This is a genomic window from Polaromonas sp. P2_G11, from assembly GCF_056403595.1.
In genome coordinates this window covers 444677-463677 of the sequence record NZ_JBFUFE010000001.1, presented here as the reverse complement: position 1 = coordinate 463677, position 19001 = coordinate 444677, and the positions used below count along the sequence as shown (strand labels likewise).

Annotated in this window: 17 protein-coding genes; 7 read left to right on the top strand and 10 right to left on the bottom strand. The window is 59.5% G+C overall.

What is annotated here, in order from left to right; genetic code table 11:
• Window positions 1–63 precede the first annotated feature (63 nt).
• A complete protein-coding gene (locus AC1DWQ_RS02270) occupies window positions 64–447 on the top strand; it encodes an ArsR/SmtB family transcription factor (RefSeq protein ID WP_477668188.1) in 384 nt (127 codons plus the stop codon).
• Complete coding sequence (locus AC1DWQ_RS02265; protein WP_477668187.1) at window positions 434–946, top strand: SRPBCC family protein; 513 nt, start codon at window positions 434–436, stop codon at window positions 944–946. Before AC1DWQ_RS02270 ends, AC1DWQ_RS02265 begins: the two co-directional genes overlap by 14 nt.
• 13 nt (window positions 947–959) lie before the next feature.
• On the opposite strand, the gene AC1DWQ_RS02260 is transcribed toward AC1DWQ_RS02265, so the two are convergent.
• Window positions 960–1190 (bottom strand): SlyX family protein, encoded by a 231-nt coding sequence (locus AC1DWQ_RS02260; protein WP_457282270.1) that lies wholly within the window; start codon window positions 1188–1190, stop codon window positions 960–962.
• Between the two features lie 367 nt (window positions 1191–1557).
• Here AC1DWQ_RS02260 and AC1DWQ_RS02255 point away from each other — a divergent pair, with 367 nt between their 5' ends.
• Window positions 1558–4347 carry a hypothetical protein gene (locus tag AC1DWQ_RS02255; RefSeq protein ID WP_477668186.1) on the top strand — a complete coding sequence of 930 codons (2790 nt, stop codon included), beginning with the start codon at window positions 1558–1560 and terminating at the stop codon, window positions 4345–4347.
• Between the two features lie 148 nt (window positions 4348–4495).
• On the opposite strand, the gene AC1DWQ_RS02250 is transcribed toward AC1DWQ_RS02255, so the two are convergent.
• The 6 genes from AC1DWQ_RS02250 to AC1DWQ_RS02225 all read right to left on the bottom strand — a co-directional run bounded on the left by AC1DWQ_RS02250 (window position 4496) and on the right by AC1DWQ_RS02225 (window position 10079).
• A complete protein-coding gene (locus AC1DWQ_RS02250; protein WP_477668185.1) occupies window positions 4496–5476 on the bottom strand; it encodes a lysylphosphatidylglycerol synthase domain-containing protein in 981 nt (326 codons plus the stop codon).
• A gap of 105 nt (window positions 5477–5581) precedes the next feature.
• Window positions 5582–7015 (bottom strand): amidase, encoded by a 1434-nt coding sequence (locus AC1DWQ_RS02245; RefSeq protein ID WP_477668184.1) that lies wholly within the window; start codon window positions 7013–7015, stop codon window positions 5582–5584.
• Complete coding sequence (locus AC1DWQ_RS02240) at window positions 7012–7698, bottom strand: amino acid ABC transporter permease (RefSeq protein WP_477668183.1); 687 nt, start codon at window positions 7696–7698, stop codon at window positions 7012–7014. The genes AC1DWQ_RS02245 and AC1DWQ_RS02240 overlap by 4 nt, the downstream gene beginning before the upstream one ends.
• Window positions 7695–8351 carry an amino acid ABC transporter permease gene (locus AC1DWQ_RS02235; RefSeq protein WP_477668182.1) on the bottom strand — a complete coding sequence of 219 codons (657 nt, stop codon included), beginning with the start codon at window positions 8349–8351 and terminating at the stop codon, window positions 7695–7697. Before AC1DWQ_RS02235 ends, AC1DWQ_RS02240 begins: the two co-directional genes overlap by 4 nt.
• Window positions 8351–9139: an amino acid ABC transporter ATP-binding protein gene (locus AC1DWQ_RS02230; RefSeq protein WP_477668181.1), complete on the bottom strand. Its 789-nt coding sequence runs from the start codon at window positions 9137–9139 to the stop codon at window positions 8351–8353. Before AC1DWQ_RS02230 ends, AC1DWQ_RS02235 begins: the two co-directional genes overlap by 1 nt.
• Window positions 9140–9212: 73 nt before the next feature.
• Window positions 9213–10079 carry a substrate-binding periplasmic protein gene (locus AC1DWQ_RS02225; protein ID WP_457282112.1) on the bottom strand — a complete coding sequence of 289 codons (867 nt, stop codon included), beginning with the start codon at window positions 10077–10079 and terminating at the stop codon, window positions 9213–9215.
• 102 nt (window positions 10080–10181) lie between these two features.
• Here AC1DWQ_RS02225 and AC1DWQ_RS02220 point away from each other — a divergent pair, with 102 nt between their 5' ends.
• Window positions 10182–11330, top strand: coding sequence for a GlxA family transcriptional regulator (locus tag AC1DWQ_RS02220; RefSeq protein WP_477668180.1), 1149 nt, complete (start codon window positions 10182–10184; stop codon window positions 11328–11330).
• On the opposite strand, the gene AC1DWQ_RS02215 is transcribed toward AC1DWQ_RS02220, so the two are convergent.
• Complete coding sequence (locus tag AC1DWQ_RS02215) at window positions 11254–12702, bottom strand: sensor histidine kinase (protein ID WP_477668179.1); 1449 nt, start codon at window positions 12700–12702, stop codon at window positions 11254–11256. The two genes, AC1DWQ_RS02220 and AC1DWQ_RS02215, sit on opposite strands and share 77 nt — an antisense overlap.
• 450 nt (window positions 12703–13152) lie before the next feature.
• Between AC1DWQ_RS02215 and AC1DWQ_RS02210 the strand changes: the two genes are divergently transcribed.
• Complete coding sequence (locus AC1DWQ_RS02210; RefSeq protein WP_477668178.1) at window positions 13153–13326, top strand: hypothetical protein; 174 nt, start codon at window positions 13153–13155, stop codon at window positions 13324–13326.
• Here the strand turns inward: AC1DWQ_RS02210 and AC1DWQ_RS02205 are convergent.
• Window positions 13323–15308, bottom strand: a complete 1986-nt coding sequence (locus tag AC1DWQ_RS02205; RefSeq protein ID WP_477668177.1) for an ATP-binding protein — start codon at window positions 15306–15308, stop codon at window positions 13323–13325. The two genes, AC1DWQ_RS02210 and AC1DWQ_RS02205, sit on opposite strands and share 4 nt — an antisense overlap.
• Window positions 15309–15551: 243 nt before the next feature.
• On the opposite strand from AC1DWQ_RS02205, the gene AC1DWQ_RS02200 reads away from it, so the two are divergent.
• Window positions 15552–16697, top strand: a complete 1146-nt coding sequence (locus AC1DWQ_RS02200) for a hypothetical protein (RefSeq protein ID WP_477668176.1) — start codon at window positions 15552–15554, stop codon at window positions 16695–16697.
• Window positions 16698–16800: 103 nt separating this feature from the next.
• On the opposite strand, the gene AC1DWQ_RS02195 is transcribed toward AC1DWQ_RS02200, so the two are convergent.
• On the bottom strand, window positions 16801–17316 hold the full coding sequence (locus AC1DWQ_RS02195) for a hypothetical protein (protein ID WP_477668175.1): 516 nt from the start codon (window positions 17314–17316) through the stop codon (window positions 16801–16803).
• Between the two features lie 248 nt (window positions 17317–17564).
• Here AC1DWQ_RS02195 and urtA point away from each other — a divergent pair, with 248 nt between their 5' ends.
• Entirely contained in the window at window positions 17565–18836 is a 1272-nt protein-coding gene (gene urtA, locus AC1DWQ_RS02190) for an urea ABC transporter substrate-binding protein (RefSeq protein ID WP_457282107.1), read from the top strand.
• Window positions 18837–19001: the final 165 nt, after the last annotated feature.

Sequence of the window (19001 nt, the reverse complement as noted above, 5' to 3'; positions counted from 1 at the left end):
GTTGACATCCTGTTTTGACTGCCTTAATATAGCCAAACAGCTATATAAACGATTGGCCATGTAATGACCCCAGACACCCTCAACAAGGCGTTCGCCGCCCTCGCGGACCCGACCCGCCGCGCCATCGTCGCCCGGCTTGCTTCCGGCGAAGCGACGGTCAATGAACTCGCAGCCCCCTTCGACATGACGCAGCCTTCCATTTCGAAACACCTGAAGGTGCTCGAACGGGCGGGCCTGATTTCGCGCGGACGTGCGGCGCAAACCAGGCCGTGCCGCCTGGAGGCCGCGCCCCTGAAAGAAGTCGCCAGCTGGATGGCGCTGTACCGCAATGTCTGGGAAGACAGCTTCGACAGGCTCGACGCGTTTTTGCAGCCGGACACATCCACGTCATCAGCCCAGTCAACTCAATCAACCCCCAAAAAAGGAAAGAAACATGCCCGCAAATGACAGCAAGGCAGCCATGGCTTCCCCGTTCCTGATCGACCGCGTGTTCAAGGCCCCGCGTGAGCGCGTATGGAAAGCGTGGAGCGAGGCCGGCAACATCCAGCAGTGGTGGGGGCCCAAGGGCTGCTCCATCGACCTGCTGCGTTTCGAGTTCAGGCCCGGCGGGTTTTTTCACTACGCCATGAAGTTTCCGGGCGCACCCACGATGTGGGGCCGGTTCAATTACCGTGAAATCGCCGAGGGTGAACGCATCGTGTGGCTGAACTCGTTTGCCAACGAACACTGCGGCATTGCGCGCGCGCCATTCAGCGAAGCCTGCCCCCTGGAAATTGAGAACACCGTGACCTTCGCCGAGAAAAACGGAAGCACCGTCGTGTCATTGCGCGCGCGACCCTTTGGTGAGCTTGCGGCTGAACGCCAGTATTTCGAAGAGCTCAAGCCGTCGCTCACGCAAGGCTACGGCGGCACCCTCGACCAGCTCGCCGCGCATCTCGGTGTCTGAGCTGCGGGCAGGCCTAGAAGTGCGGCGGCAGCTCGTCGCGCAGGCTGCGGCCCACTGTCACATCGCCGTCGCGCACCGGGCCGGCTTTCAGTTCTGCCACCTCGCGCACCAACGCATCAATTTGCTGCTGCTGCCGCACGATGACCTTGTCGAGCTGGTCCAGCAGGTCTTCGGTAAAGCTGGCCTTGATCTCCAGCGCCGTCAGGCGCTGGTCGGTTTGGGGTGTGTCGTTCGTCGGTTCCATGCCTGTATTGGACATGAAGCTGCGCGGGGCAGGGGCGCCCACGCATTCCAGCGGCCTCCACAGCAATTATTTACGCATCATTTTGGCCTGCAGCCCTTTATGTTTGGGCGCGATCAGCTATGTTATTGATAGCAGTTCGGGTGATGAAACTGTCAGGTGTCACCGGCTCTACGCCTGCCCGTCTGCCAGATGACGCCGCCGCCTGCGCGTTGCTTCGATACGATTTGTGGGAATAAGGGCCTTGTCTTTCCCGCACCGCCTGCCTAAGCTGGCCTGAGTCTTTGCAGGGCGTCGCGTTTCATGGCAACGCCGGAGCCGTCTTCAAAGCCCATGCGGTAGCTGTGTTGTTTGCCCAAGGAGGCGAGATATGACCGAGCCAGGCACTGGAAACCCACTCACACCGGAGCAGTCGCAGGAACAAGCGCAGGAACAGGCGCAGAAGGGGGCGCAAGAAGAAGAGCGCAAGGCCATTGATTTCCGGCGAGGTTTTATTTACGCCGGCGGCACGGCGCCCCGGGAGTTGTGGGGCCTGGCCCTGTCGGGCGGCGGCATTCGCAGCGCCACCTTTTGCCTTGGCGTGTTGCAGGCGCTGGCAAAAGCCGGGTTCAACCTGCCGGGAGAAAGTGGCCCGGGAAGCGGCCCGGGAAGAGGCGCTAACGACAGGCAAAAGCCCTGGCCGCTGCTGGCCCGGTTTGATTTCCTTTCCACCGTCAGCGGAGGCGGGTACACCGGCAGTTTTTTCTCGGCCCTGTTTCGCGCCCGGGAACCCCTCACGCCTCCCGCTCCCCACTCGCCGCAAACACCTCCTGCGCCGCCCGCACCCGAAGTGCTGGCCACCGAAGCCTACGAAGCACTCGCGACCGACCCACCCGGCAGGCTGAGCAAGGTCCAGACCGCGCTCACCCAGATGCCCGACCGCCCCTTGCGCTGGCTGCGTGAAAACGGGCGTTACCTGGCACCGAACAACACCGGTGACTTTCTCTACGACATCGCCATTGCCATCCGCAACCTGTGCGCGGTGCATTACGTGATCGGCGTGACCTTGCTGACCATCTTCCTTTTGATGTTTGCCCTGCGTTACGGCAGCCTGCAGATTCCCTGGGAGGGGTTTCATGCGCTGGGGCTTACGCTGGAATCCATGATGCAGCCCAGGCCTCCGCTGAAGGGTGGAGACATCTGGTTCAGCCCGTGGTTTGGGGTGCTGGGCATCTGGCTCGTGCTTGCGGTCATACCGTGCGGCGCGGCCTACTGGCTCGACCAGGACACCTCGCCTTCCGGCGCCGGTACAGCCGGCGCAAGGAAAGCGCCGCTGCCGGCCATCCCCGCCCCAGCGCTTGCGGCCGCCGGCTTGCTGGCCGCGGGTGTGCTGGCTGCCTGTGTCTTCTGGAGCCGGGTAGCGCCGCCGGCCGCCGGCGCCGGGTCACTGCTTGAGGCTGTTCCGGTGCCCGTTTTGCTGCTGGTGCTGATCGATGTCATCCTGGCTTTTTCTTTGGGCGTGTTCTTTGTGGCGAAGTACCTTCCGCAGCAATCACCCGGGCTGTTTCGCAACCGCATCACACGGTGGCTTTCGCGGGTATTGACGTACTCATTCATCATTGCCGTGCTGGCGCTGATTGAAACCGCGGGGCAAACGCTGTATCTCTGGCTGGCGACAAGCCAGTCAACACCGCTCACTGTTTTCAGCGTGGCCGGCGTGGTCGCAGCCCTGGTGGCGGCCGTGAAGCAGTTTGCGCCGGTGCTGGCCCAGCCCGGAAAAGACGGCCTGCTCAGCAGGCTTCCGCTCAACACCCTGCTTGGCGCGGTCGGGCTGGCGCTGGCCCTGCTGCTGGCCGTGGCCTGGAACTGCGCGGCCGCGGCCCTGCTGTTTGGCATGCAGCCGCCGCTGCCGGGGCTCGGGCAGCTGATGATCGAATCCATGTTCACCACGGTCCGTTTTGGCGCGGACTCATCATGGGTCTGGCAATACTTCTACCCGGTCATTTCCATTGTTTTTTGCCTCCTGGCTGTGGCGGTGGCTGGCTACTTTCTGGGGTTCATCAATTTGTCGAGCCTGCAGGTGATGTACGGTGCGCGCCTCACGCGTGCCTACCTGGGGGCGTCCAACAAGGCGCGGTTTGAATCGGAACGCCCGAAGATGGACGTGACCGAAGCCGATGCAAGCGATGACTTCACGCGCGAGGCCTACTACCGCAACGACCACCTGGGTCCGGCCCACCTCATCAACGTGACCATCAATGCCACCACGGGCACCGGCGACCAGCTCACCCAGCGGGACAGGCAGGGCCTGCCGCTGGCTGTCACGCCCGCGGGCATCACCGTGGACGGCAGGCTCTGGAATGCAAAGACCGGCAATTTCGCAGGCATTGAGGCCAAAGCCGCCAGGCGGGCGCCGCCCGAGCTGTCCATCGGCCAATGGGTGGGCGTGTCGGGCGCGGCATTTTCGACCGGGCTGGGGCGGGGTACGGCGCTGGGGCAGGCCATGCTGTTCACCATCATCAACATACGCCTGGGCTGGTGGTGGAACTCCGGAAAATCCGACCCCCGAACGCCGTTCCCGCTCTGGCGCAACCAGACTTATCTGCAGCGCGAATTGCGCGCCCGCTTCCTGGGCACGGACGGCTCGCACTGGTACCTGAGCGACGGCGGGCACTTTGAAAACACCGGCGTCTTCGAGCTGTTGCGCAGGCGGGTGGACTTCATCGTCTGCTGCGATTGCGGCGCAGACCCGAACTACAGCTTTGAAGACCTTGCCAATCTCATGCGCCTGGCACGCATCGATTTCGGTGCCGAGTTTGAATGTGTCGGGCCGAGCGCGGTGCCACGGCTTGCACCCAATGCCGCCACACTGGCGCCTTATTTCGCCCGCGACGAATCTGAACTGCGACCGGCAACCGATCCGCTGGCGCCGCTCGACGAAAAGTGTGCGCTGCTCTACCGCGTGCGCTATGCCAGCAGCCAGCCGGGCAAGCCCTCCGAAAGTATTTTGCTGGTGCTCAAGCCGCGTTTGATCAAGGGCGCCCCCCTTGACCTGTTTGAATACCAGACCAAAAAGCCGTCGTTCCCGCAGCAAACCACGTTTGACCAGTTCTTTGACGAAGCGCAGTGGGAAAGCTACCGGAAGCTGGGCGTGCTGATCGGCTCCCGCATATTCAGGTAGTGCGTGTGGTGCCTGGCCGGGCCGATTTGGCATCATTTTGGCCTGCAGCCCTTTATGAACGGGCGCAAGCAGCTACGTTATTGATAGCAATCGAGGGGAAGGCAACAACCGTCATGCTCGCCATGTCGATCACCAGGCGGTACCTCGGCTAATGGGCTTCAGCGTGGGTTGACGCATACCGCTCCAGCAGCGCATACAGCACCAGCCCGCCCGCCAGCGGCAACAGGTAGTAAAGCGCGCGGTAGGCCAGCACCGCGCCCATCAGTGCCCCCTGGCGCACGCTCCCCGACAGCAGCGCCAGGTAGACCGCCTCCAGCACACCCAGCCCGCCGGGGATCGGCATGATCACCCCCACGATGGACGCCGCCATCAGCACGCCCAGCACCGTGGTGTAAGGCACTTGCTGGCCCAGCAGCAAATACATGGCCGCGCCCATCAGTGCCCAGTTGCTGGCCGAAATGCCGAGCTGCACCAGGGCCAGCTGCGCGGAAGGCAGCTTCAGCCGCCGCCCGCGCACCCGCCACACGTGCCCGCGCGCCAACGCGCACGCCACCACGTAGCCCAGTGCAATCAGCACCATCACCACGCCCAGCAGGCGCAGCGCCGCGGCGCCAATGTGTGCCTGGCTGGGCGGTGCAATGGCGCCAGCAGCAAAGAGGCTCCCCGCCACCAACCCATAGCCCAGCCAGTTGGTTGCAAGGCTCAAGCCCACGATCTGCGCAATGGCGGCTTCGTCCAACCCGGCCCGCGCATACAGCCGCGCCCGCAGCGCCACCCCGCCGACCAGCGAGCCCAGGTTCAGGTTAAAGGCATAGCTGGTGACCGCAATGGCCCAGGTCTGCAGGCGCGGCAGCTTGTGGCGCGTGTGCTGCCGACCTATCAGGTCAAAGCACCCATACAGCGCATGGCTGGCCGTGGCCAGGCCCAGCACCGCAAGCAGCAAAAGAGGCGAGTAGCGCCGCAGCGTTTGCCAGGCGCCTTCCCAGTCCACCTTGTGGGCATGGGAAACCAGCAAACCCAGGACGACGATGCCCAGCGCAGGAAACACCCAGCGGCGGATGCGCGGCCACAGCGACGTTGCGGCTGCCGGGGACGTGCTGTCGGGAAGGTGAGCCGCAGTGCTGGGCATGATCAGTGCATTTTCAGCAAGGCACAAAGCGAACTCCAGCGAGGCTGGCGCTGATTTTTGTAGGCGAAAACCGACGGTGGCCCACCACGCTGCAGCGCCGCCCCTTCAGCGCTCCAGCTCAAGGCCTGCGGGATGCAGGCGGTTCCATGGCGTTGCCTTCTCAAACGCAAACGCTGCGCGCAATATCGTGGGCTCGGCGAAGGGCCGCCCGATCACTTGAATCGAAACCGGAAGCCCGCCGTCAGAAAGCCCCGCAGGAACGGCAACCGAACACAAATCAAGCAGGTTCACAAAGCGCCCGAACCTTGACAGCGGCGTGGCCAGTTCGTCGACCTCGCTGACGGGAATGGCGGTAATGGCATTGGTCGGAAATACACAAACGTCGACGCCGTCCATGGCGTCCAGCATCGCGGCTTTCGCAGACTCACGGTCGCGCAGCAGGGTGATGTACTGGGCGGCCCCGATGTCCCGGCCCAGCATGATCCGCCGCTTGATGTTCGGGTCAAACTCCAGCTCATTGCGCTCGAAAAGCGTGCCGAGATTGGCATAGCCTTCGGCGCTCATCAGGCTGCCTGCAATGCGCATGGATTGCGCCAGGCTTTGCGGAAGCGGCTTGTCCACCAGGGTCATGCCAAGCCCGGTGAACACGGAAAGAGACCTGTCATAAGCCTTCAGCACTTCCGGGTCCACGTCTTCGCGTTCAGCTCTGGGCAGGGTCCAGACCCGCATTCCCCTGACATCTTTTTCAATCTCTTTTGAAACCGAACGCGAGGGCGAAAAGCGGGATGCCGCGTCCTGCGGGTCGGGCCCCGCCAGCACGTCCAGCAGCGTTGCGCAATCCTTCACGGTCCGCGTGATGGGCCCCACCGTGTCATGCGTGGGGCACAGGTCAATCAGGCCGTAGCGGCTGATCAGACCATGTGTCGTTTTCAGCCCCACCAGCCCGCAGAGCCCGGCCGGAATGCGAACGGAGCCGCCGGTGTCCGTGCCCAGCGCTGCGCTGGCCATGCCCGCCGAAACCGCCACGGCCGAGCCGCTGCTGGAGCCGCCGGGCACACGGTGGGTTTCAAGGTCCCAGGGGTTCCAGGGTGTGCCCATGGAAGTATTGGTTCCCCAGCCGCCAAAGGCAAATTCCACCGTGTGTGTTTTCCCCAGCACGATGGCGCCGGCTGCCCTCAACCGGTCGACCACCGTCGCTGTGACGGTGGAGGTGCGCGGCGGGAGCGATCTGGAACCCGCGGTGATGGCGTGGCCTTTAATTTCAAAAAGGTCTTTGACGGCAATGGTCACACCATGCAGCGGGCCCACCGTGAAGCCGGCCTGCCTGAGCTTGTCCAGGCCGCGGGCGGCCTGCAAGGCTTCATCTGCATAGAGGTCTACATAGGCGTGCAGCTTGGCGTCAAAGGCGTCTATGCGCGAGAGCTGGTTTTCGACCAGTGTTTCGCTGTTGGTCTCTCCGCTGGCAAGCGCTTCGAGCGTCTGCTCCATGGAGGCGTAGGCAAGCGATGTGTTGAGAGAGGAATTGGCGATGGAGGTCATGCAGCACCCATGACCCGCCGGCCGCGCGAGAGGCGCTTTTCCAGCGCGCGCGAAAGCATTGACAAGGGAAAGGCAATGGCAAAGTAAAAGGCGCCCACCAGCAGGAATATGTGCAGGGGCAGGAAGAACTCGCTGGACATGGCCCGCGCCGTCAGCATCAGCTCGTCCGTGGCGATCAGTGCGCACAGCGAGCTGTCTTTTAACAGCGCCACATAGGTGTTCAGCAAGGGTGGCAGCATGACGCGCAGCGCCTGGGGAAACACCACATGCATAAACACCTGGTGCGGCGCCAGGCCAACGGCCAGGGCTGCTTCGCGCTGCCCGCGGTGAATCGACTGCAGGCCTCCGCGCAAAATCTCGGCAACATACGCCGCGCCGTGCAGGCCCAACCCGATCACCCCGGCCCAGAAGCCCGGCAGCGTAAGCCCGAGCGGCGGCAACGCAAAGTAGAGTGCCAGCAGCAGCGCGAGCAAGGGCACGGTGCGCACGAACTGAATGAAGAAGTTGGCGGCAAAGCGCAGGGCCGGCCGGCCGCTGCGGATCATGGCCGCCAGGGCCGCGCCCAGAAGCAGGGCCATCACAAAGCCCGCAGATGACAGCTTTGCCGTTACTTTGGCCGCCTCTGCAAGGCGGGGAGCCCAGTCGGGCCAGTATTGCAGGAAGACCGCAAAAAAACTGTTCATCGCTTGTTCTCCATGCGGCTTTCGGCCTTGGCAAATCCCCAGCTGACCGGCAGCACCATGGCCGCATACAACAGCATGGCGGCAAGATAGATCAAAGTGGTTTCAAAAGTGGAGGTCACCAGGTTCCTGGCAAAAAACATGATTTCCGGCGCGGCAATCGCAGAAGCGATGGACGTGTCTTTGAGCAGCTGGCTGGTGTAGTTGCCGAGGGATGGCCACGTCACCCGCAGCATTTGTGGAAGAAGGATGTGAATCAGCGCCTGCCGCGGTGTCATTCCGACGGAAAGGGCGGCCTCGCGCTGGCCGGCGTGCAGGCACTTGAGCCCGGCGACAAACACGTCGCACAACACCGCCGCCCCAACCAGCCCCAGGCCCAAAATTGCCGCCACCAGCGGCGAGAGCCGTATGCCGACGGCCGCCAGCCCGAAATAGATTACGAAGAGGTGGGCCAATGCCGGAACGTTGCGCATCCATTCGATGTAGGTGGCAATGGCCAGCTTCAGCAAACGAAAACGTGCGAAAGTGACCGTCACCGCCAGCAGCATTCCGCCCGCCAGCGCAATGACGAAAGCACCCAGGGCCACCACCGCGGCAGTGACCGCGCCACCCACCAGCACGGCGAGGATGCCCCCGAAAATTCCAAGCTGTTCCATCACCTGGCCAGCCCCGGGTTGTCCGCCACCTGGCCGAGAAAGCTGCGGGTGCGTTCCAGCTGCGGGTTGTTGATGACATCGACAGCGGGGCCCTGCTCAACAATGTGGCCGCCGTCCATAAAGATCACGCGGTCTGCCACGTCCCTGGCAAAGCGGATTTCGTGCGTAACCAGAATCATCGAGCGGCCCTCTTCGGCCAGCTCACGAATCACGGTGAGCACCTCGCCGACCAGCTCCGGGTCAAGCGCAGAGGTTGGCTCGTCAAAAAGAATGAGCTTGGGCTGCTGGGCCAGGGCCCTGGCAATGGCCACGCGCTGCTGTTGCCCTCCGGACAATCGTTCCGGGTATTCATCTGCCTTGCTGGAAAGGTGAACCTTCTCCAGCATGGCGTCGGCAAGCTCATACGCTTCGGGTTTCGACATGCCACCGGCCTTGATGGAGCCCAGGGCCACGTTGTCGCGAACGTTCAGGTGCGGCCACAAGTAAAACAACTGGAACACCATGCCGATCTCGCGGCGCTGCGGCGCGAGTTCGCGGTCATTCATGAAGCGGAACCCGCCGTGCCGGGTTGGCACCTGGCCTATCCGTTCACCGTCAAGCACGATGGCGCCTTCGCCCGGCTGCTCCAGAAAATTCAGGCAGCGCAGGCAGGTCGACTTTCCGGAGCCGCTGGGCCCGATCAGCGAAAGGGTTTCGCCTTTACGCAGGTCAAAGGAAATTCCCTTGAGCACTTCGAGCGGGCCGTAGCTTTTTTTCAGCCCGTCGACTTTTAACAGTGTGTTGTTCATTGGGTTCAGTTTTTTGACGCAGACGAACGCATGAGAAAAACACGCGTTCGCCTGTATCCATGCTTCGAAGGGCTTACTTGCAGGACGGCAATTTCCAGTCGGCAGGGCGGTCTACGCCGGCGCGGAAGTTCTGGCCCACGGGCACGTACCAGACGTCTTGCACCAGGCCGTATTTGCCGCCGATCTTTTTGAGCTCACAGCTCTGCCAGAGCTTGGCGATTTCCGCGTTCACGGCCTTGGCGAGTTCCGGGTTGTCCTTGTTCAGGCCAAACACCACCTGGCCCAGCCCGGTGAGCAGGGGGTAGTCCGGGTTGTTGTCAACAAAGGCGTTGAACTTGAGCTTCCACTGCGGGTTACGCGAAATGGCGTACTGCATCACGGGCGGGTCGCCGATGACGGCGTCAATACGGCCGGCCAGCAGGTCGCGCACCGCCGCGTCGGATGTGTCATACATCGTCAATTGCAGGCCGGTGATTTTGCGAAGCTCCGGAATGAACGAAAAACCGGTGATCGTGCCGACCTTTTTGCCTTCCAGGTCCTTCAGGTGCGACCAGTTGGTCTTGCTCGACTGGGTGATGCCGTTCTTGAAATAATGGATCGGGTCGCTCAAGGTCATGATCTTCGAGCGCTGCTCGGTCCAGCCCATGGTGCCGGCCATCACGTCGACGCGTTTGGCCTGCACCGAAGCAATGGTGCCCGACCATTCCATAAGCGCGGGCTTGACCTTGAGCTTGACGGCCTCGGCCACGCGCTGGAGGATCTCGCCGTCGTAGCCAATCATGGCGCCGTCCTGGTAGCCGGTGCCCGGCATGTCACCGGTGAAGGCGATCGTCAACGCGTCTTTTTCAACGGTTTGCAAGGCCTGGGCGTTGGCAGCCGGCAGTACCGCCCCCGCGGCGAGAAGCATGCACAAGAGGCGTGCGGCGAATGTTTTTTTCATGAAAACTCCTGATGGTGGTTTAACGAAACTCTCACTGACGGGGTGGATGGTATGAAGCACCGTCAACTTGTCATAGGAAGCTTTGGCGTGTAAATTGAACGTATGCGACATTCAGGAAAATTACCGACAAAGGCCGCTTCTGCGCCCAAAGCTGCGGCGGCAAAGCGCGCAAAGCGTGCACCCGCGAAGGCCAACAGGGCGGCCGGCGCACAGGATGAGGGCAACCAGCTGGTGGACCGGCTTGACACGGCCAAGGCCAAAACGCCTCCCAAAACCGGTGTGGAACTGCGGGTCGGTATTTTTCTGTGCCCGCGTTTTCCCCTGTTGTCGCTGGCGGGGCTGTGCGATGCGCTGCGCCACGCCGCAGACCTGGGCGACCAGAGCCGGCAGCTTCGCTGCACGTGGGCGGTGCTCAGCGCCGCCGGCGAGACTGTGGCCTCCAGCTGCGGCGTCGAAGTGGCCACGCTGCCCGCGGCTTCGTCAGACTGCAACTTTGATTACGTGGCTGTGATCGGGGGCTTGCTGCCCTTCATGAAAACGGCCGACCCTCGAGGTGTGAAGTTTCTGAACCACGCCGCAAAAGCCGGTGTGCCGTTGATCGGCATTTGCACCGGCAGCTTTGCGCTCGCGCGGCATGGGTTCATGCAAGGCCGCATGGCCTGTGTTCATCCCTTCCATGTCAATGACTGGAAGGAAGCCTTTCCCGAACTGCCCTTCACCACCAACTGTGACTACATCTTTGATGGTGACCGGATCACCTGCGCGGGCGGCATCTCGATCATCGAGCTGGCCACAGAGCTGATTCGCCTGCATTGCGGGCCGGACCGCGCCGCCAAGGTCGTGCACCAGATGACGGTAACCCGCAAATCCGCCATCTCGCATGTCGCGCGCCGGCGCGCGCTGGGCTATGCCTGTGCCGACAACGACAAGCTCCGCCAGGCCATTGTGCTGATGGAAAAGAACATCACCACGCCGCTTGAAATTTCCGTCATCGCCAAAATTGTGGATTCCAGCAGCCGGCAACTTGAAAGGGTTTTTCTGGCAGAAACGGGCGCTTCCCCTTCAGGGTTTTACCGCAACTCGCGGCTGAAATACGGCCGGTGGCTGCTGACCTCAACCGATTCACCGGTGAGCACCATCGCCTACGAATGCGGCTTTGCCGATGCCTCGCACTTCATCCGGCACTTTCAACAGCTGTATGGTGTTTCACCCGGGCGGCTGCGGAAGGCGTTGCCTGCGGTGGAGGTGTAGGCTCAATTACAGGCCCAGGTACAGGCCCGCGGGGGGCATTTGCGCTTTTCTCAACCTCTTCGTATCGGGGCAGCTCCACCCAGAAGACGCTGCCGCGTCCCTGGCGTTCCGTCATGCCCACCGGGTGCCCCAGCAGCTGGCTCAGGCGGTAGACGACCGCCAGCTCCAGCCCAAAGCCCTCGGCCATGCCCTGCTGCGGGATGCCTTCAGAGAAAGTCTGCTGGCGTTCACGCGCAACGCCCGTGCCTGTGTCCCACAGCTCTATGCGCCACTTGCCCCGGCGCGGCCGCGCGGCCAGCAACACACCGCCGCCATGCGTGTTGCGCAAGGCGTTCGACAGCAGGCAGCCCACCAGCCGCGTGAGCAGCACCGGGTCTGACACCGCCCGTCCCGCGGCGGTTCGGGTGCGCAGGCGCAGGCCTTTTTCGCGCGCCTGCGGCGTGTGCTCTTCGGCCAGCGTGTGGACCAGCGCGGCCAGGTCTACCGGCTGCAGGTGCACGCTCAGCGAAGCCGGTTCCAGCCCTGCCAGGCTGAACAGCGATTCAAACAACTCGTCAATCTTGCGTGTCGAATCGCCAATCTTGCGCGCAATCTGCGCCGCAAACTCCGGCTCCGCCGTCAACCATTCGGCATACGGGCCCAGCGCATGCACGGGGTGGCGCAGCTCATGCGCGGCGCTGGCAATAAAGCTGCTCCGCACGGCCTCCGCCTCCGCCAGGGCCTGTTTGCGCTCCTCCAGGGCCTTGATCAGTTCCTGGCGGTCGAACTGCCGCTCCAGGCTGATGCGCTGGGCCCGGTACATGCGCCGGCCCGTCACATGGGCCACCCACAGGAAGACCAGCACCACCCCCATCTCGGCGCCGGTGTCGAGCACCGAAGGAACACCTCCCGTCAGGTCTATTCGCCAGGCCAGGGCCGCCAGCACCGAGGCACTCAAGCCGTTGCAGTACGCCGAGACGGTACGCAAGCTCGGCGGGCCCGAAGCCACCGCGACCACCGCGATGCCCCCAAGGATCATGATGCACACCAGTTGGTCTTCAATAGGGGCCTGGCGGTACACCACAAACATCAGCGAGCCCCAGACCACCGCGCTCAAGGGCCAGGCCCATCCAAGGAGCGACATGAACTCCCGCAGCGCCACCCCGTCGGCCTCCGCCAGGCGGTGGCGGTAAGCATGCAGGATGGCATAACGCAGCAGCGTCATGGAGCCGGTGGTCAGGGTCCATACCCACAAGTCCCATGGCGCCACACGCCCATGCAGCATTGCCACCACCACCAGAATGATCAGCACGGCCGCATGCAGCGTAGGCCGCGCATTTTGCATAAACGTGCGGGCCAGCTGCACGCTGATCCAGGTCTCGCGTGGGGTCATCGAACGGAGCCTTCAGGGGCTGCTGGCGTGGTGGGCGTCATTGAGAGCGGATTCTTCTGTGAGCGGGGCGGGGCGGGGTGCGGGCAACAACAATATCAGTGATTTTCCCTTGGGTACCGGGTGGAAGAAGAGGGCGGGATTGGGGGCTTCTACCTATTATTTGGCTTGTGGAATCTGCCCCGCATTCGCTTTGGGGAGGTCTTCGTGAAGACCTTCTTTGCGAGGTAGCGGGGATTGCGGCGCGGCCGTTTGGCGGTGCGCCGTATTCCATTGGCTTCACGGCAGCCGGGGCGTGGAAGTCTGGTTTTTGTTGCCCCGCTGGCCTTGTGCTGATCTTGCCAGTGTTGGCGGCGTTGGGCGAGTCGTCTTTGGTTGTCTTTGTGCGGTGGTTACACGGACGGAACGTGTACCTTTTTATTCATGGGTTGTGCGTACTGGTGAAAATCTTGAATGATGAACGCCGAGCGCGTGGGCGCTGTGATCGCCGCCCCCTTCACTGGCCTGATGGCTTTGGGCAAGGTGGTGAAGCCCTTCAATACCGAGGTCGATAGCGGCAGGGGCTACTTTCTCTTGGTTCGGCGATGGGCCCGAATTTTGGGAGAGGATCGGCCCCTCGACGTTTAAGCTGCGTCTTGGAACGATTTCGAAAGCCAAACTAATCTAGGCATAACGTGCTTGAACTGTTCTGGTGTGATTGATTTGGCATGTGCGTCTGCTCGTAATTTGTTACCGGCATCCATTGCTTCCATAAATCGTTGCTTGTCATCATTGAAAATAAATCTGAAATTCCCCCAATTTTTTACAACAAGATCTTTCAGATTTGAGAAGTAAAACTCTTTGTGGAAAATCTCGTCGTAGTCTAATTTTTCTGCATTTGATATTTGAGAAGGCTTATTCATTACGCTGATAACAGCGGCTTTAGCTTCGACTTTTCCAAGGGAGGCTCTGAGGGATGTCCTTGCAAATTCGCGGAAACGGAACTCAAATTGATTGCGCTCTTTGCTTATTAGTGCCCATCGCTCATCCACCGATTCAGGGCAACGAAGATCTCGTGCGTTCTCTTTAACTGCTGATTCAACGGCGCTTATTCTGAAGTGATACTTGCCATCCATTTTTTCGATCAAACCATAGCCGATTAAATGTTCGATGTCTTGGTGGCGATCTTGTGCATAGGCTTGAAACTTTTCATGATCCCCAGCAGCGAGTAGTCGTAGAAGCTCGAATTCTCTCGGGTATCTTTCAGTGAGAACCTGCAGAATTAGGTTGATGTAGTTTCGTGTACTGCTGATCAAGTTGTCTTTGTGAGTCTGATAAAAAGTCTTTCTGACAAGCACAATCCTAGGGACATTTTTTGTTACTTGTAAGTTCCATAGGTAACTACAGGCCTGACGAATTAGAAAGGGATGTCCGCCGAAATCATCCGTCAAATAGGTGAATATCTGTGGCTCGAATGACGTTCCCATATAGGAGCCGATTTGTGAAAGCATATTTTTGACGTCGTTGTCGTCAAAGAAACCTAGATAGTAGGGTTTTACGTAGCCAAACAGAGGATTATCTAGACCGCTTGGAAGTCGGCCTGCTTCGATGATGTGGGCATTGGTTCCGCAAAGAATGAAACTGAAGAGGTTGGGCGTTTGTTGGTATGCCGATCGGATTGCTTGCCAAAAAGGTAGGAATTCGTCTCCAGAAGACCATCTTTCGCTAGAAGACAAATCGAAGCAAATATTTTGAATTTCATCAAATATCAACAAACTAGGCTTTCCGAATTTCTTTTTGACTAGAAGCAAATCTTCGGTAAAGCATGTGGACGCGTCTGCTTCGGTGTATGCGTTTTCGGAAGATCCTGACTTCGCTAAGCCATTGGATAAATAGAGGGCTTCCTTGATGCGGAAGAGGGCCTTATTCCAAGTGGTTTTATGAAATCGGGTGTCATTGCAATCTACAAAAACAACAGGCGCATTGGTGTCTTTTACGGTTCGAACGACGGCCCAAAGGATCGAAGTTTTCCCTATTCGCCGTAGTCCAAATACTGTGCTGTTCTCTCCGTTCTGGTAGTGGCCGACTAACTTTTGGATTTCGTCTCTTCTTCCAAAGAAAAATCTGTCGGTCTTAAGCGCGGAGGACATTGCAAAAAGATCTTTTGTGAAAAGATTTTTCTCGAATTGGTCCAGCATTAACCGTTCCTTACCGCCAACTCCTCCTCGCAATTCTTGATATTTAAAAGGAACGACAACCCGAGGATCAGAGTCCAGATCATTCTTCCGAAGGGCCTCAGAGATTGTCTCTGCATTGGTGATCAAGACGACACAAAGACGATCAAGTCGATGCTGATGCGCAAATAAAATGCGGTCCATCGCCTCGAAAACACGAGAGTCAATCTCGGGGAAGGGATGAAAAATACAAAGAATGTCATTGAAAAAATTGAACCGCTCTTTGAAGGAATCGCATGGCTTCAGAAATACGTAGGGCAGACTGGATTTGCCATGTACCTGCTCCCCCGCGTACGCTACGAACCATACTGCGGCTAAGTTGTTTGTTATTTCGATTTCCTGGGGACCAAACCTCGTAAGAGTTAGCCCTGCCATCAATCCTGGTTTTTGATGCATGTCATCCTCCGTTGCTATAGCGCGATGGTAGCGATGTAAATGGAACCAGTCACCCCCAGATCCTCAGCTACTTCTTGCTCTGAAATGACAGCGCTTGCTGGTGGTTATCTCATCTATTTGTAGGGGGACGGGAAATGGCTACGAGAAAAGACAAGCCAGGGGTGACTCCCTCAGTAGTTACTTATTCGGGTACTCCTTGAGCTATGGTTGCGTGCGGTCAATGCCGATAGACTCACAACTACTATGACGGAAACACACGACAAGATTCTTGATCGTCTAGGTGGACCGGCCCTGCTTCACTGGCACCGATTGTTTGGCGTCGATACCAGTGTTGAGGAGTACATCCTCAAATACAAGCTGCAGATGGAGCGCGGAATGGCGTCCACCAAAGCCGTTTACCTTGATACGAATTACTGGATATGGCTGCGAGATGCAGAGCTTGGAAGGGGAACTGTTGAAAGTGTTGCTCTGCTGGGCCGTCTGCGATCGCTAGTTGCGACTCGTAAGATCGTCTGCGTAAGTCATCTCACTTCTATGCTGGAAATCGCCAAACAGCTTGAAGATAGCGCTAGAGCCACCACCGCGCTGGTAGACGAACTGACGGAACGCGTCGCACTTTCACCGACAGCGGAGTTGGATGCACTAGAGGTCGGGAATTATGTTCGCTATAAGTCGGGCGTTGTGGGGCGAAGCCCACCGCTGCAGTGGACTTGTTTGGGCCAGATTGTCAAATCAGACCTCTCGGGTGGTAATGTCTTGCCTCCGAATATCGGTAATGCAGGTCAAGCCATTCTCAAAAGTGCTGCCGATGCTTTTTGGAACCAAGGGTTCTCCGAGATATTCGAGGCCTTTGACTGGAATACTAAGCATCACCTGAAGTCTGATTTAGATGCAGAAACGCTGATCAAGGTCGAGGAGCGAAAGAAGACGAGACCTCACAACGGAGATTTCCGGAGAACGTGTGAAGCCGAATTCGAGGCTGTGCTGATACAGCACGTCGGACTTTTTGAAGCGGAGCTAGTGAAACTTCTGGGGTCGAGCGGTGCTGCAGCTTTGGATACGAAGTCATCTTTGGCTGCGCAGAGCTTAGCGCGACACGCAGTGGCCGACTATCAGGCTGGTGCACTTGGCCGCCATCTGCCAGGGTTTGTCATTCGCAATGAACTCTATTCAACATACGAGTGTGATCCATCCCACACACTTTCCAACAATGACTGGCAAGATTGGCAGCATGCGTCAGTAGCCCTGCCGTACTGCGATCTTTTCCTCACAGAAAGGCGCCTGGCGCATCAGGTGACCAATGTATTGCAACTCGACTCCAAGTACCAATGCCGCGTGGTCGGGCGAGGTGTGGATGCGGCGCTCGTGGCGTTGGACGAGCTCTTCTAGTAGGATTTTGGCTGTTTGGACTTGACCCAACGGGTCGGTTCGACGCTACGAAAAAGCCCCTGGTTCTCAAGGTTTTTGGCATAGCGAGACGCGATTCACACTCCTACCCACCGGGGAGTCGAGCCGTAAACCCAACCGGCAACAACGGCGGCCCCGTCCGGTACATATCCACGTAAATCGTGATGGTCTTGCTGCCTCCGTCGACCTGAATGTCGTACACATCCAGCAGCCCGCCACCTCTGGGGAGCGACTTGTCTTCGTACTCGCAGCAGGCGCCCCGGCGCTCGTATGTGATGGGTTCGCCTTTTGGTCCGCGCAATGAGTTGAGGTATAGAAGATGAAGCCGGGTGTCGTAAGGGCCTGTTCTGATGGCGTTTGCAGCAGAGTAGCCGTAGCCAGGGTCGGTGGCGGTTTGCAACTTGATGACGCGCAGATAGGGCGCCGTTGAATCTGATCGGCCGTTGGGGATGCCTTTTCCTCCTACGCGGGTGACGGAAAGAATCCTGGGCTCGGGGTTGCTTGCGCCTGGGCTGGGCTTGGTGGTCTGGCACCCTGCGAGGATTGTGGCGGTCAAGGCAAGGATGACCAGGTGTGAAGAGCGGGAAACCAGCGCGTTCATATAAGAGAGTCCTCGTTTTTTAGTTTGATATAGGAGAGAGGTCAGCGGGCGCAGCGGCCTCCCTGTAATGCCGGCCCTCACCGGCAACCCACAGCATACCGGCCACCCCGCATACGCCACCCGGCGTATTCCCCAATCCCCCTCCGGTCCCCAGAATCGGTTCATCGCTGTGTAAAAGCCCTGGTTTCCCCGGGTTTTGGCGCAGCGAAACGCGATTCACACACCTATCTACCGGAGCGAGGATTCACATGCAACAACGTCGATTTACCCTCAAGGCGATGACCGCCGCAGTCGCACTGGCAGGCCTTGGCGCCATGCCTGCCGCTTTTGCCCAGGCGGGCGGCACCATCAAGGTTGGCATCTTGCACAGCCTGTCGGGCACCATGGCAATTTCTGAAACCACGTTGAAAGACACCGTGCTGATGGCGATCGAAGAGATCAATGCCAAGGGCGGCGTGATGGGCAAGAAGCTCGAGCCCGTGGTGGTTGACCCCGCTTCCAACTGGCCCCTGTTTGCTGAAAAAACCAAGCAACTGCTGGGTCAAGACAAGGTTTCCGTCATCTTCGGTTGCTGGACGTCTGTTTCCCGCAAGTCGGTGCTGCCGGTTGTTGAAGAAATGAACGGCCTGCTGTTCTACCCCGTGCAGTATGAAGGTGAAGAACTTTCCAAGAACGTGTTCTACACGGGTGCGGCACCTAACCAGCAGGCTATTCCTGCGGTTGACTACCTGATGAGCAAGGCCGGCGGCGGCGCCAAGCGTTGGGTTCTGCTGGGCACTGACTATGTGTACCCACGCACCACCAACAAGATTCTGCGCGCCTACCTCAAGAGCAAGGGTGTCAAAGACACCGACATCGACGAGAAATACACCCCCTTCGGCCACAGCGACTACCAGACCATCGTGGCTGACGTGAAGAAATTCTCGCAAGGCGGCAAGACGGCTGTGGTGTCCACCATCAATGGTGACTCCAACGTGCCTTTCTACAAAGAGCTGGGCAATGCCGGCCTGAAGGCCAAAGACGTGCCAGTGGTTGCGTTCAGCGTGGGTGAAGAAGAACTGCGCGGCGTGGACACGAAGCCCCTGGTCGGCCACCTGGCTGCGTGGAACTATTTCCAGTCGATCAAGAGCCCGGCCAATACAGAGTTCATCAAGAAGTGGTCTGCCTATGCCAAAGCCAAGAAGCTCCCTGGCTCTGACAAGCCTTTGACCAACGACCCGATGGAAGCCACCTACATCGGTATCAACATGTGGAAGCAGGCTGTTGAAAAAGCCAAGTCCACCGACACCGACAAGGTCATCGCCGCCATGGCCGGCCAGACCTTCAACGCGCCTTCCGGCATCGTCAGCAAGATGGATGAGAAGAACCATCACCTGCACAAGTCGGTCTTCATCGGCGAAATCAAGGCCGACGGCCAGTTCAATGTGGTGTGGAAGACGCCTGGCCCTGTGAAGGCCAAGCCATGGAGCCCATACATTGAAGGGAACGACAAGAAACCCGACGAGCCTGTCAAGAAGTAAGAAGCTACTGCGCGAACCGATCTGGGGCTCTGTGGTGCTCACCGTACTGGTGTACGGTTCCGCTCCTCGAACCCCACCTCGGTCCGCTCGCTACGCTTCTTCCTGTCTTGACGCCTTTGGGCGTCTACGGTCCGGTTCTTGCTCTTGGTGAGTAAGACCGGTGCC